This window comes from Prevotella dentalis DSM 3688, assembly GCF_000242335.1.
Classification (GTDB): Bacteria; Bacteroidota; Bacteroidia; order Bacteroidales; family Bacteroidaceae; genus Prevotella; species Prevotella seregens.
This window is the reverse complement of record NC_019968.1, coordinates 177987-191542: the sequence shown is the minus strand read 5'-3', so window position 1 is coordinate 191542 and position 13556 is coordinate 177987. Positions and strand designations below refer to the sequence as shown.

10 protein-coding genes and 1 pseudogene are annotated in these 13556 nt (G+C 45.1%); 4 read left to right on the top strand and 7 right to left on the bottom strand.

What is annotated here, in order from left to right:
* Positions 1-230: 230 nt before the first annotated feature.
* The 4 genes and pseudogenes from istB to PREDE_RS08140 form a co-directional block, all read right to left on the bottom strand.
* Complete coding sequence (istB, locus tag PREDE_RS08155) at positions 231-1019, bottom strand: IS21-like element helper ATPase IstB (protein WP_015310368.1); 789 nt, start codon at positions 1017-1019, stop codon at positions 231-233.
* A gap of 11 nt (positions 1020-1030) precedes the next feature.
* Positions 1031-2602, bottom strand: a pseudogene (istA, locus tag PREDE_RS14060) (IS21 family transposase).
* A 159-nt stretch (positions 2603-2761) separates the two neighbouring features.
* Entirely contained in the window at positions 2762-3022 is a 261-nt protein-coding gene (locus PREDE_RS08145) for a hypothetical protein (RefSeq protein WP_044127426.1), read from the bottom strand.
* A 203-nt stretch (positions 3023-3225) separates the two neighbouring features.
* Positions 3226-4689 carry a helix-turn-helix domain-containing protein gene (locus PREDE_RS08140; protein ID WP_235777515.1) on the bottom strand — a complete coding sequence of 488 codons (1464 nt, stop codon included), beginning with the start codon at positions 4687-4689 and terminating at the stop codon, positions 3226-3228.
* 870 nt (positions 4690-5559) lie between these two features.
* On the opposite strand from PREDE_RS08140, the gene PREDE_RS08135 reads away from it, so the two are divergent.
* Genes PREDE_RS08135 through PREDE_RS08120 form a run of 4 tightly spaced genes read left to right on the top strand, consistent with a single transcriptional unit; the run spans position 5560 to position 9808 of the window.
* Entirely contained in the window at positions 5560-6321 is a 762-nt protein-coding gene (locus tag PREDE_RS08135) for a type IV toxin-antitoxin system AbiEi family antitoxin (protein WP_005846402.1), read from the top strand.
* On the top strand, positions 6314-7240 hold the full coding sequence (locus PREDE_RS08130) for a nucleotidyl transferase AbiEii/AbiGii toxin family protein (protein WP_005846401.1): 927 nt from the start codon (positions 6314-6316) through the stop codon (positions 7238-7240). Before PREDE_RS08135 ends, PREDE_RS08130 begins: the two co-directional genes overlap by 8 nt.
* Positions 7241-7253: 13 nt before the next feature.
* Positions 7254-8258 carry a PGN_0703 family putative restriction endonuclease gene (locus PREDE_RS08125; RefSeq protein ID WP_005846399.1) on the top strand — a complete coding sequence of 335 codons (1005 nt, stop codon included), beginning with the start codon at positions 7254-7256 and terminating at the stop codon, positions 8256-8258.
* A complete protein-coding gene (locus PREDE_RS08120; RefSeq protein ID WP_005846398.1) occupies positions 8258-9808 on the top strand; it encodes an agmatine deiminase family protein in 1551 nt (516 codons plus the stop codon). Before PREDE_RS08125 ends, PREDE_RS08120 begins: the two co-directional genes overlap by 1 nt.
* Before the next feature lie 237 nt (positions 9809-10045).
* Here PREDE_RS08120 and mnmE read toward each other — a convergent pair whose 3' ends face one another.
* From mnmE to PREDE_RS08105, 3 genes are read right to left on the bottom strand one after another with little or no spacing between them, the layout of a single operon-like run.
* Entirely contained in the window at positions 10046-11470 is a 1425-nt protein-coding gene (gene mnmE, locus PREDE_RS08115; protein WP_005846396.1) for a tRNA uridine-5-carboxymethylaminomethyl(34) synthesis GTPase MnmE, read from the bottom strand.
* Positions 11471-11482: 12 nt separating this feature from the next.
* A complete protein-coding gene (locus tag PREDE_RS08110) occupies positions 11483-12355 on the bottom strand; it encodes a nucleoside phosphorylase (protein WP_005846394.1) in 873 nt (290 codons plus the stop codon).
* A 21-nt stretch (positions 12356-12376) separates the two neighbouring features.
* Positions 12377-13534, bottom strand: coding sequence for a hypothetical protein (locus tag PREDE_RS08105; protein ID WP_005846392.1), 1158 nt, complete (start codon positions 13532-13534; stop codon positions 12377-12379).
* Between the last annotated feature and the right edge of the window lie 22 nt (positions 13535-13556).

The window sequence follows — 13556 nt, the reverse complement described above, 5'->3', positions numbered from 1 at the left end:
TGATAGGGAAACCCCAGAAATCATGAGTTGCAGCCGGGCTCTTGCCGCCTGTAACATTTGGATAATGAATAAAAGATACGGACACATGAAATCTTGTTTAATTGCTTTTCTGCTCGTGGAAAAGCCACTCTACTTTGACCCTTTTGGCCAAGTAGAATTTGCTCCTGTTGGCCACAACATGATTGCCCCTTGTAAAGTTCTGGTGCAGGGGTCAATTTTATTTTACCCTTTTAGATTCTCTGGCTTTTCTTAGCCCTTAACTTACGCATGCTTTCGCCATATAATTCTATGGTATGCGCCGTATGAATGATACGGTCAAGAATGGCATCTGCTATTGTCGGGTCCCCCACCATGTCATACCAGTTGGACGCAGGGTACTGTGAGGTTATGATGATGGATTTCCGTTCATGCCTGTCTTCGATAATTTCGAGCAGTATGGGCCGTTCCCTGGCGTCAAGATGCACAAGGAACAGGTCATCAAGGATAAGCAGCTGGCACCGCTCGATCTTCTTGAGTTCTGCCTCGAGTGTACCCTTGATTTTGGCCACTTTCAGTGCCCCGAGCAGTTTTGGGGCATTGGCATAGAAAGTGCGGAATCCCCTTATGCACGCCTCGTGGCCGAGGGCACATGCCAGAAAGCTTTTTCCCGTACCGGAAGATCCTGTGACGAAAAGGTTCTGCCCTTTGTTCACGAAATCCAGGGTGGCGAGGCGTTCCATCTGATTGCGCTCCAGCCCCCGGTTCGTGGCATAGTCTATATCTTCAAGATAGGCCTTGTAACGGAATGCCGCATTCCTGGTAAGCCGTGCTATGGCAGCCTGGGCACGATGGTCCCATTCTCGTGCAAGAAGCATGGAAAGGAAAGTGTCCGCCGTCATGGCCTGCGGCGTGGTGCCGGCAAGGCTTTCCCTGAAGGCCTCCGCCATACCATGCAGCTTCATGCGGTTCATCAAATCAAGCGATATGGCATTCTGATCCTGCTGTCCTGTAACAGGAGCTGTCTTGTTGTTTGTTTCCATAAATCCGAACTTTATAATTCTTGTTTGTCTTTTCTGTAATATTCACGTCCGCGTATGTTCTTGTGGGTCGGTGGCGCAGGGGAAGCCCCGAGGGGCTGTGCCCTTCCGTCCTCATCGGGAAGGAAATCCGCGTCTTCTCCCAGTTCAAGCACCTCGCGTAAGGCCTGATACCCGTATTGTAGCTTCTGGTTTGCGCAGGCGCAGGCCGCGACCAGACGGTCACGCCCGTACTTTTTCTCCAGCGTCAGTATGCCCCGGCAGGCTCTGAACGCTTTTGGAGGATACTGCATGAGCCGCTCCACTTCCCGAAGATAGTTCAATACGATGTTGTCCATTTCCGAGGCACGCCGGAAGAGTTCCTCCAAGTCCTTGTCATAAGGGCCGTAATGTCCCGGCAGGTAGTGCTCCTTTTTCCATGAATAAGCGTAGGGGACGTCACTGCGGTCATGGGCGGCGACAAGGTTCATGCCACAGTAGATTTCCACCGTGTCGGCATCGTAGAGGATCGTCACGCGTTTCCCCACATATTCCTTGGGAACACTGTAATGGTGCTTGAACAGCGATACGTAGGAGTTCCTGCCGACAGTCATCAGCTTTTTCTCTTTCATGACGTAGCGTTTCAGTGGAAGCGGGCGGAGGTAGTCCTTCTCACCGCGCAGGAACATCTCCTTGCGTGACGCCTCCCGGCCGGCCATCACCTTTTCATTGAAATCGTGCAGGGAAACATGGATAGCGGCATTGAGATCGTCCAGACTGGAGAAAGTCATTCCCTCTATGTCCAGGTAAACGGAACGGTAGAGAAGCTTCACTGCGTTTTCAACAAGGGCCTTGTCCTTGGGGTGGCGTACACGGGCGGGATAGACCGCACAGCCGTAATGCTCGGCAAAAGCGGCGAAATCGTCATTGATGACGGGCTCGTTGCGGTCGCTTCGGGTGACGGCCGCCTTCAGATTGTCGGGGACTATTGCCGCCGGAGCCCCTTCGAAATACAGCATGGCATTCTCGCATCCCTTGATCAGGTCTTCCTTGCGCTGCGACCATACGGCCTCACAGTAGGTGTAATGACTGAACGGAAGGATGGCAACAAAGACTTCGGCCTTCTTCGTCTCGCCTGTCATCTCATCGACAACTTCAAGCCTGTCACCGGCAAAATCAACATACATCTGGTCTGCGGCATAGTGCTCGACATGGCCGACGACCTTGATGTGGAACTTGTACTGGCGGACTGCCCGCTTGAAGGAAGACAGCTGAAGACCGTCAGGATATTCAGCATGATACTCCTTAAACAGTTTTCTGACACTCATCCCTTTGCGTGTCAGGCGGGATACATATCCGGGAAGCAAAGCCTCCAATTCAATCCTTTTGGAAGAAGGCTACCGACGTCGGGATTCCGTACCGACAAACATCTCATGCAACTGCTCCTCGGAAAGGGAGAGAAGCTGATCGATGCTTTTCCCACTTGAAAGGAACAGGCGGACATACTTGCGGACAGTGTTACGGGAAGTATGGAACGTGGATGCCGTTTCCTTGATACCCATCCCTGCCGCATAACATCTTAAAATGTTCTTGATTCTCTTGTTCATTTGCATAGATTTTATTATTACCCCTTACACCAGGACTCGGGTTCCCAAATCTACATAAAAAAACTCTAACAACACTTGTACTAAGTGGTTAATGTTATTTTGGCCAAAAGGGTCAATCATATTATGGCCAAGGTGAGCAATCCTGTTTGGCCAAAGGGGTCAAAGTAGAGTGGCTTTTCCATAAGACGACAAAGACTTAGTATTGGTTTTTCTAAGCTGCTCCTCGAAATAGGGCAGGAAACTCTCCTTCATCTTGTCTTTGGAAAAGAAACCATAACGCTCATTCAGCACTTCAAGATAAACTTGGATGCGAATAGTCTCTGCTTTTTCCATAATCTGACGGTTGTATTCCTTTTCTGCTGCAGTCTGCGGCTGAGCATAGATATACATACCAAGCGCACGACGACGCCTAAGTTCCATTGTCTCTGGATCTCTGTATCCTGGGTAAAACTCAAGGAAGAGAGATTTCAATCCGTTCCGTTTATCACGTGAACGTAAATTGACTGATTTACAACACTGCATAATTGTGAGTTTTTATTTGTTATTATAATATTGGGGTACAAAGTTCTATGATGATATTAAGCTGACATCAGTAATTACCAAATAATCAACAATAATCAGTACTATTTCATAGGTAACTCGTATTTCTTAGCTATTTTCTTCATGAGCGCATCGAACTCTTCTTTAAGAATGAAGACATACTGCCCTTGATGGATCTTTGAAACCTTGTATTGCTTCGTATAGTAGAACACCCTGTCTTTACTCATGTTGAATGCACTCATAGCTTCGCCAACTGAGTAATACTTTTCTCTGTCATCAAAGCAGAGTCCTTTTACCTGGTCAATATGATCCTTTGAATAGAACAGCTTACCAAACTCGGTTTTCGTTGGGATTTTGTGGCGATGGACAAACGAACGACGTGCATCAGGTGTCATACCATATTCTTTCTGTACTTCTTCAGGTGTCATCCATTCTTTTATGCCATCAGCGCATTTACGATTACCAAAGAAGTTATCAGCAGCTTCTTTCTCAAAGTACTTCCAGCCTTTGATTTCTATTGCCGGCAATTTATGCTCTCTACCAAGTTCAAGAACACGCTTTCTTGTTGTCTTGTACTTTTCAGACAGTTCTTCTGCCGAATAATAGCCTTCTGGACTTTCTGGAGTCTCTCTTGGTTCCTCCTTAGGAGTAGGGGGAGTGCTTCCAATAAAGATCACATTGCCGTTTTCATCTCGCTCAGCATCCTTGAATCGTCCGTTCAACACCTTTTTATCAAACTCGCTCCTTGAGATCATGGTAAACTTACCACGCTTCTCTGTATGAAGTTTCTCGTGTTTTATAAAATAGGAAATCCTGTCCTTTGTGAGTCCATATTTCTCAATCAGTTCAGCATAGGTGTACCAGTTCGGATCAACATCGTCACCCAAACGCTTATAACTGTCTATATGAACCTTTGAATAGAATACCGAACGTCCACGAGTAACACGAGGAATGTTGTTGTGATATACAAAGGAAAGAACATTTTGTTTTGTCATATGCAGTTTTTCCATCAATTGCTGCACGGTATAGTAATTGTCGAGGTCAATCTCTTCAATAAGTTCAACAAAGTTTTTATCAACCGCTTTTCGGTTAAAGAAGATATTACGACCCTCGTAATGTTTGGTGATATTATGCACCTCACAACGGCGTAAAACAGCTTTCTTACAGATATGGAATTTCTCCGTAATCTGCTTCACTGTATAGAAATCACCCTCAATGTCACACTTACGTCGATACTGTCTTTTCTTGTACGGATCATTTGATTCAAAGAAGTACTCTAAATCTTCTTGTCTTACATACGTACAATTTCCTATCTGCACAGCCTTGATGATGCCCTTGGCAAATAGTCTATAAACAGTTGCATGGCTTACTTTAAGAATCGTCTGAAGGTCTACAACTTTAAGAAGCCGTAACTGTTGGGAAGTGTTAAAATCCTGATCTTGATTTTCTTGTTTCCAACTAGTTTCTCTTGCAGAACGCTTTTTTACCGATTCTTTTTGATGCTGTACCTTATGATTACATGCATTGCTGCAGTACAGCGATGTCATTTTGGTAGCTATGAATTCCTTTCCACAGCACCTACACTGCTTAATTATTCTCATATTTCAGGTCGCCATTTATTTCTATTTTTCGTCTCACGTTTTCTCACGTATTCTCACTCATAGTGTCTTCTATAGAATCGCGAGTTTTATGAGGTCGATTGACTTTCTCATATTCGTGTCCTCTATTGTCTCGTGAGTCATTCGTGTGACAGATATTGGAGGGTTGCGAACGAATTTTGGGCCAAAAATAATAAGAATAACTGGTAATAACAAATACTGACCACGAAGTGTTAAAACGCAGAAAACCACCCTAAGTGGGTGGCTTTCAGATAGTTGGTGGTAGTTAGTGTAAGTTGTTGATAATCAGGCTATTTACCAATGCAGAAGTTACTATCTGTAAATATAAGTAGCTGATAATCAGCACAAACACCTTTGTTTTAGGGTGTCTAAAGTGACTCCGAGGGACGGTGGGGGGACGCAAAATAGGCAAAAATCTGCAAATATGACTGCCGTCAAAAAAAGAAAATGCAAACATCTGCAAAATCGATTTTCCAGTTCTTTGCATGTTTACACTTTTTAACGCAGATTTTTGCACATTCTTGCATTAAGGTTTAGTTTATAGATATATAATATGGGAATAAACTAAACCGTGCTCATATATTGATCCGAGTTATCGATCTCTCTTTCTTTTGATAGGAAATTGTAATTCATTTTATAGATTTATGCTTGCTTTTTGCTTTCAAATTCTATAAAAATACGAATATGAAGATAAATTTATATAAAAATCAACAATATTTGAGGGAAATGTTTGGTAAGACAAAATAAAAAGAGTATTTTTGCAACAAATTTAGGCTGGTATTCATAAAATAAACGAAGATGGCAACAAAAATACAGCAAATATTAGAGACGGCACCCAATGAAGCAGTCTTATTTGGTTCGTGGCTTTCAAGTCAAGGCTTGGATGCTCGTGGTCAGTATGCTTATATGAAAAGTGGATGGCTTGACCGGATATCGAAAGGGGTTTATAAGATACACGGAACAGAACCAAGCCTATTTGCTACTATATCGTCATACAACACGCAACTTAGTAAGAGTTGTAATGTAGGTGCATATACGGCATTGGAACTTCGAGGATACTCCCATTACTTGTCAATGGGGAAGCCTAAGGCTTATCTATTTACTGACAAAAGCAATAAGTTGCCTTCATGGTTACTAAAAGAGGAGTGGAATATGACTATAAAATACATGACTACCTCTTTTCTGGGTGATGAGCTGTTGGGGGTAGAAACCATGACTATCAATCAACATGATTTGCTTGTGTCATCTCCAGAGCGTGCCATATTGGAGTGTTTGAACTTGCCGGATGCATCTTCATCTTTGCTCGATATCTATTATGTCATGGAGGGCTTGACAACATTGCGTCCCAAGTTGATTCAGACATTACTGGAGGCCTGCACGTCTCAGAAAGTGATACGACTGTTCCTCTATATGGCAGAAAAGGCTGGCCACGCCTGGTATAAGGCTTTGAAACTGGAGAATATCAATTTGGGTACATCCAGATTTATGATCACGCCTACAGGAAAGTACATCAATAAGTATAATATGACAATCTCAAAAGAACTTGCAGAATATGAATGATATAAGATCAAGTGTTTATGCTCAGAAGGTAGAACTGTTGCTCCGTCTCATTCCGATTGTGATGGAAGAAAGTGTGTTTGCAATACATGGTGGTACAGCCATCAATCTTTTCTTGAAAGATTTGCCACGTTATTCTGTAGATATTGATCTGACCTATATTCCATTGGCTGACCGTCAGACAAGTTTGGATGATATCAATATTCATCTGAAGGCTATCGCAGATAAGGCAAAGAAAGCATTCAAAGGAATGCACATCGTTCTAAACTTCAGTACCTGCAAACTGTTGTGCGAATATCGAGGTAAGCAGGTGAAGATAGAGGTTAATCAAACCAAGAGAGAAATTATAGGTGGTGATGTTCAAACAATACCACTGAGCGAGAAGGCACAGGAAGAGTTTTCTCTCTTTTGTAAGGCAAAAGTTGTGCCCCTAACTCAATTATATGGTGGCAAGATTGCAGCAGCACTTTCGCGCCAACATCCTCGTGACTTGTTTGATGTAAAGTATATGGATATTCTTTTGAGCGATTGCCGCGAGGGACTTGTCTTCTGCTTACTTGGTAGCGACAGACCGATTCATGAGTCATTTGCTCCACGCCTGATTGACCAGCGAGAAGCAATGGAAAACCAGTTTGCAGGTATGACGGATATTCCTTTTACATACGAGGAGTTTGAAGAAACTCGTGCAAAACTCATAAATGATGTCAAGTCGATGATGTCAGAAGCGGATAAGAGGTTCCTTATCAGTTTCGAATCAGGGCAGCCCGAATGGGATGGATATGAGTTTGAATACTTCAAGAATTATCCATCTGTGCAATGGAAACTTCTCAATTTGAAGAAACTCGCCAAACAGAATCCACAGAAGTTGCATATGGAAGCAGATAAACTAAGAAATCTCTTTAATTTCAATCTCAATAATTAACAGCCCACTACTTATGTCATACAAAGATTTTCAACAGAAGGTTTATTCATACCTGATTAAATACAAGAAGGAAAACCTTAATATAAATGATAAAGGCACTTCAGCACGTGGAGTTGAACACGATTGTTTATTACCAAAGCCATATTGTGATGCCCAAATACCTGTTATGCTTTATGACGGTATTAAAGAAACAGTGAAAGACATTCAAGCAAGCAAGTTTGCATATAAGGCTCACCTTGCAGCTTCTGTACATGTGGCAAGTTCTCAAACTGCATGTATCAACCTATTTGTGCCAATCTTGGAAAGTGAGTATGCAGACCAAATACTTATAGGGGCAGGAGTTGTACCTAAAGATTTTGACCATATTGACAGAAATCAGCTTCGCAAAGGATATTGCTTTGAGTATTGGGAGTCAACACTAGAAGGAGCAAAAGGGCTTCTTGGAGACCATAGTCCTCATGCTGGTACAGACTCAGATGTTGCCATTGCATATTGCAACAAAAACGATAAACTGTGCCTTTGGCTGATAGAGCACAAGTTAACAGAGCAGGAATTTACGACTTGTGGAGGCTACCGTTCAAAGGCAATTTCTCACTCAGAGAAGACATATTGCATTTCTTGTGGTATTGAAGAAATTTTGGGAAACCATGATAAGTGTTATTACCACAAGCATTGCGGTTACTTCTATTGGAATATTATGGATGCCCTATCTTCATTCTTCTGTGGTAAATTTGAAGGCAAAGGCTGCCCGTTTAGAGGCGGTATGAATCAACTTTGGAGAAATCAAATGCTTGCTTTGGACCTTGAGAATCGAGGTGTATTTGAAGAAGTCTATTTCTCGGTTGTTTCTCATCCAGATAATTCTTTTCTTGACAAGACTATGAATGAATATCGGGCACTAACAAATAACTCTCCCAAGTTCTATGACTTCAAATCAAATGCGCTTGTGGATGTGGCAATTGATTATTTGCCTGATTGGTCAAATTGGTACAAGAAAGTGTATTTGGGAATTGATTAATGTATCACAATGATTATGATAATATACAAATGATAGAACGACTCCGACAATTAATGACTCTTGATGTCAACATGAATACATCTGACATCGAAGAGCGTTTTGAACAAATAGCAAAGATGCTGTTTAATTGTTTTGCTATTCAAAAGGGAAATACCATATACCTCTTTAAAGAGATTGAGTTTTACTTCTACAATAAGAATCATCGCGATATTATCACCCATTCACGTGTATCCAAACCATTATGTTGGTATGTAAACGACTTTGGAGGAATTGATTTAAATTTTTCCAGTAGTATCAAGCGTGAGTCTAGGCCAAATAGTAAGGGAAAGATTGTCGAAAAGTGTGTGTTGGATGATAGCGCATACTTTGGTGGCATCCTCATTCGTCAACTAATAAGTGAAGATGGTTGTGAAGTCCTAAATGGACCATGGGCTTGTGCTGAATTGTTTAGGTGCTATGATGCTATTATCATTGACAAGGATTTGCCTATTCTTGTGGAGCATGATAATGGTATGGTGGGCTATATTCGTGAACCTCGTATCAATCTACTTACGTCCAAACAAACAGTAGAGGGTAAGGTTGATTATATTCTTGAAGAATTTCATGAAGTTTCTGAGAGGAAATGTCTATATAGAGATGTTTCGAGATTTGTGGATAGACGTTATAGATATGTGCGTTGTGATACATTAATGCACGATAAAGATACAAACCTCGTGTATTTCTCTCCTTGGTTAAAAGACAAGAAAGAAGGACATCCAGAGTTTTATAAGCGTCTGAAGGATGTGCTTGATGAAATGGGAATTGAGTCCAAAGAACTGAAATCAACAAATGATTATTGGACTCGCGATTATATGCCGATTCAATTGGGCGAAAATGAGTTCTTGAAGTATCGCTATTATCCTGATTATCTTGTGAAGAGCAAGAATAAAAAAGAAATTGAGACAATTACTGATGCTACCAAAGTGTTACATGGTATGGGAATAAGTTGTCGTTCTACCAATTTGATCATAGATGGCGGTAATATGGTGCCCTGCGGTCCATATATCGTGATGACAGATAAGGTGTATTCAGAAAACAGGAAAAAGAAAGATGATGCAGATTTTAAGGCTTTATTGGAATCAGAGCTTGGTCATCCTGTTATCAATATTCCCTGGACTTCACATGAAGACGATGTTTATGGACATTCAGATGGATTCATCAAATGGTGTGGTGATAATCGCATATTAATGAGTAATCATGGGGATTGCTTTCCTAATGAAGCAGCATCAATCCGTCGGATTCTTGAAAATTATGGCTTTGAAGTAACAGAAATGTGTTTCAAGGGCAAAGTTGGTAAGCCTTGTTATGATCTCAACTGGGCATATATCAACTTTCTTCAGGTTGGCAAAAACATCATTATGCCAAAATTCGATATTGAAGAGGATGCTATAGCCCAACAATATATTCAAGCAGCTTTTCCTGATTGTAATATTGAGCAAATAGAAATGGCTGAGATAGCAAAAGAAGGTGGTGCCTTACATTGTATTAGTTGGAATATCTATCTTTCATAGTAATGAGTTGAAAATGCAAATCACCACCCATAAAATCTTTCTGTCCCTCGAAGAAAAAGTGTAATCTCGGCGGACAGATGGGGGACAAATTGAGCGAAAAACGGCAAATATGGAAGTTAAAAAGCAAAAATCTGCAAATATGGTAATAATTCTTAGTGCTTGAAATTAAGTTAATTATGAGCTATATTTGCAGATGGTATGCTTTTCTTTGCAAAAATTCACTTTCCCACGCAGAATCTACTTTCCGATGCAAAAGTGAGAAAATATATTGTGGAGGGTTTCCTGGGGAGTGATGCGGCCCCGACCGGTTATATCTGCAAGGTCGTCGAGGACGAGACGGAGGTCTTCGGCAATCAGGTCAGTAGGGAAATTCGAGCGCATGCCTTGAAGCACACGAGACAGGTTATCGTGTGCACGAGAAAGAGCCTCGTAATGGCGGGCACTTGTAATGATAACGCTACTTTCGTTAATATCGGGGATGTCGGCAGCCTGGAGTAAAGCCGATTCAAGAGTGTCGAGCCCTAATCCAAGTTTTGCAGAAATATAAATAGTCGCTCCAGGCTTATTTGCAGAGAGAGAATGAACGGAAGTGGTAGCGTTGGTTGTTTCCGGGGTAGGGGAGTGCAGGTCGATTTTGGTTCGCACCATGATAAGGTGCTTGTCATGAGTGCGCCGTTGCATGTCGGCCATTTCTTCGGGAGTGGGAGTGGCATCTGTGAGCCAAAGTACAATGGTGGCCTCGTCAAGTTTCTGATAGGTGCGTGCTATGCCCAATTGCTCTATCTTGTCGCAGGTGGTGCGGATGCCAGCCGTATCAATGAATCGGAAAGGAATACCCTGAATGGTCATCGAATCTTCTATGACGTCGCGCGTTGTGCCGTGGATGTCGCTGACGATAGCCCGTTCCTCATGAAGCAACCGATTGAGCAGGGTCGACTTTCCCACATTGGTCTTTCCCACGATTGCCACCGGAATACCCTGCTTCAGCGCATTGCCGGTCTCAAAAGAGCGGGCAAGGGTCGTTATCCGATGGTCTATTCTGACAGCAAGAGTCTCGAGTTCATCCCGATTGGCAAACTCGAGTTCTTCATGGTCACTGAAATCGAGCTCTAGCTCCAGGAGGCTCGTGATCTTGAGCAGTTGCTCGCGCAGGAGGGAGAGCTCGCTGCTGAAATGTCCTTTCAGCTGGCTAAGCGCCATCTTATGCGTTGCCCGATTGGTTGCCGATACCAAATCGGCCACAGCTTCGGCTTGAGACAAGTCCATCTTGCCATTAAGATACGCCCGCTGGGTATATTCTCCAGGAGTGGCCTGCCGTGCTCCGGCATCGATGCAGGCCTTAATGGCCTCATGGAGGACATAGGCCGATCCATGGCAGCTAATCTCCGTACAGTCTTCGCCGGTATAGCTGTGCGGGGCACGATAGATGCAGACCATTACGTCGTCGATGTCCTCGCCATCCAGCGTATGAAGGTGTCCGTAGTGCAGACTGTTGGGCCGGGCATGGTCAAACTGATGGGCACCGTCTCCGGTTGAACCTGCCTTGATAGGGGAGAAGAGCCGACCGGTGACCGTAAGGGCATCGGGGCCGCTGAGGCGCAACACGCCAATGGCACCGCCCGCAGGTGTAGCCAGTGCTACGATGGTATCACTGTTTATCATGCAAAGGAGTGATTAGATGCGGTCGAGTACGGTGGTGATGAGGCCGTCAATGTCGTTCTTGTAATTGCTCTCAGCTTTCTTGGCCACGCGATTGGCAATGACCATGCACACCGTAAGTGCTTTGTGCCCCATGAGCGAAGAGAGTCCGGCCACGGCACTCGACTCCATCTCAAAGTTTGTGATGTGAAAGCCGTCGTAATCAAAACTCTCTATCTTCTCGTTCAGCTTCGGGTCGGCCAACGGCACACGGAGCTGACGCCCTTGAGGACCGAAGAAACCGCCACAGGCAATGGTATATCCGCGAACCATGTCCTTGTCGGCAATTCGGTCGAGCAGTCCTGTATCAGAGACGGACACGTAGGGATTGCCCATCTTGTCCTGCCATTTCACATGCTCCTTAAAGGATTGCTCCAACGAAAGATCACAAACCTTATCTCTACCAGCATAGAAATTCAGAAGCCCGTCGAATCCTATACTTTTGACCGTTGCCACGTAGGTTCCTGTCGGCACATCGGGTTGCAGTCCCCCGCAGGTGCCAATGCGTACAAACTCGAGCGACCGCAGCTGTGGCTTGGACGTGCGTGTCTGGAAGTCGATATTGGCCAGTGCATCCATCTCGTTGAGCACAATGTCGATGTTGTCGCAGCCAATGCCCGTACTTTGCACCGTGATACGCTTGCCATGATAAGTGCCGGTGATGGTTAGGAACTCGCGATTGCTCACCTCGCACTCCTTGGTTTCAAAATGTGAGGCGACCAAGGCCACCCGTCCGGGATCGCCTACCAGAATCACTTTGTCGGCCAGCTGTTCGGGTTTGAGGTGGAGATGGAAGATGGAGCCGTCGCCGTTGATGATGAGTTCAGACTCTGCAAAATACGTATTCATAGCGTTTATGTTTTTAGATATTCATTGATTTTCGAGCACGCGGACTTTGAGTGTCAGTGCCCGAAGGTCTTCCCTTTGCCGGGCCTGTTGCTTCTCGGCATTGATTATCTGCCGTGCGGTCTGTGGATCGGCTTGTCGATGATATGCACTTCGCAGACTTTCCAGTTCCTGTTCTGTCTTGGCAATCATCGCATCCAGCTCTTCTATCTGGGCATAGAGCCGTCGGCTCTCGGCTTTCTTGAACTGGGAGGGCGAGGTGACAACACGCCCGTTGTTGATCACAAACCGCATGCCACCAGCCGCCATGCCCGACTTGGCCTTGCGACGGGCTGCCAAAGTCCGCAGCCGAACCAGTGCCTCGCTGCGGCTACCAAACGCCCAAGTGTCTCTGATGCTGCGAATGGCAGCGTAGTGTTCCAGTTGGCTCGTGCTGAGTCCGTCGTTGGTAAAGTCCTGTCGAAGCCCCGACGGAACAAAGGTATAGATGCACACGCTGTCCTGCGGCTGGAACCTATCGCTGACCAGCCAGCCCAATGTATCTACGTCGTCAATGACGAGCAGGTAATCGTTGGCCGTAGAGTTGAAAGGCAGTCCGTAGTTTTCGGGCTTGTACCATTCGCCCTTGTCGGCATCGAAAGTTGTCATGAAGATGTCGCGTCCCCCGATGGAGCCCGGGCCTATCGCCGAGAAATAGAGCGTGGTGCCATCGGTTGAGAGGAAAGGGTAGTCCTGCCACATGTAGTCTTCGCCGGATATGTCGGCCAACCGCACGGGTTGCCCCCAAGCACTGCCCAATCGGGTCTGTGACCAGAGCGTGGTGCCGGTGGTGTCGCCGGCGGCGAAGATGCGCCGGTCACCAAACCCATCCTGATACTGCATCTGGCATCCGCCCTGCGCATTGGTGCCGGTCTGTCGGGCCGTCAGCCGTCCCACCTCGCTGTCCATGGGAATGACTGCCAGAAAATCGGCCTTGGCCACCGCCATGCTGTCTACAAACATCACCTTGGCCGTTGCGGGCAGCATGGTGCGATAGAGGCTGTTCGCCGGCGTTTCCTGCATTGCGGGCCTGCCCGCTTTCTTGGTAGGCCTGGCTTTCCCCACGGTTCGCTGTCTCTGTGCGTGCCCTGTCTCTGCTGCAAGCAGGGCCATGACCATCAGCATTATGATTTTCTGTTTCATCTATCTCCTCGAATTGGAAGAA

Coding starts and splice junctions, on each gene's coding strand:
- PREDE_RS08120 (WP_005846398.1), top strand. CDS start 8,258: ATGTATCACAATGATTATGATAATATACAAATGATAGAACGACTCCGA.
- PREDE_RS08130 (WP_005846401.1), top strand. CDS start 6,314: ATGAATGATATAAGATCAAGTGTTTATGCTCAGAAGGTAGAACTGTTG.
- PREDE_RS08140 (WP_235777515.1), bottom strand. CDS start 4,689: ATGACATCGCTGTACTGCAGCAATGCATGTAATCATAAGGTACAGCAT.
- PREDE_RS08105 (WP_005846392.1), bottom strand. CDS start 13,534: ATGAAACAGAAAATCATAATGCTGATGGTCATGGCCCTGCTTGCAGCA.
- istB (WP_015310368.1), bottom strand. CDS start 1,019: ATGGAAACAAACAACAAGACAGCTCCTGTTACAGGACAGCAGGATCAG.
- PREDE_RS08135 (WP_005846402.1), top strand. CDS start 5,560: ATGGCAACAAAAATACAGCAAATATTAGAGACGGCACCCAATGAAGCA.
- mnmE (WP_005846396.1), bottom strand. CDS start 11,470: ATGATAAACAGTGATACCATCGTAGCACTGGCTACACCTGCGGGCGGT.
- PREDE_RS08110 (WP_005846394.1), bottom strand. CDS start 12,355: ATGAATACGTATTTTGCAGAGTCTGAACTCATCATCAACGGCGACGGC.
- PREDE_RS08145 (WP_044127426.1), bottom strand. CDS start 3,022: ATGGAACTTAGGCGTCGTCGTGCGCTTGGTATGTATATCTATGCTCAG.
- PREDE_RS08125 (WP_005846399.1), top strand. CDS start 7,254: ATGTCATACAAAGATTTTCAACAGAAGGTTTATTCATACCTGATTAAA.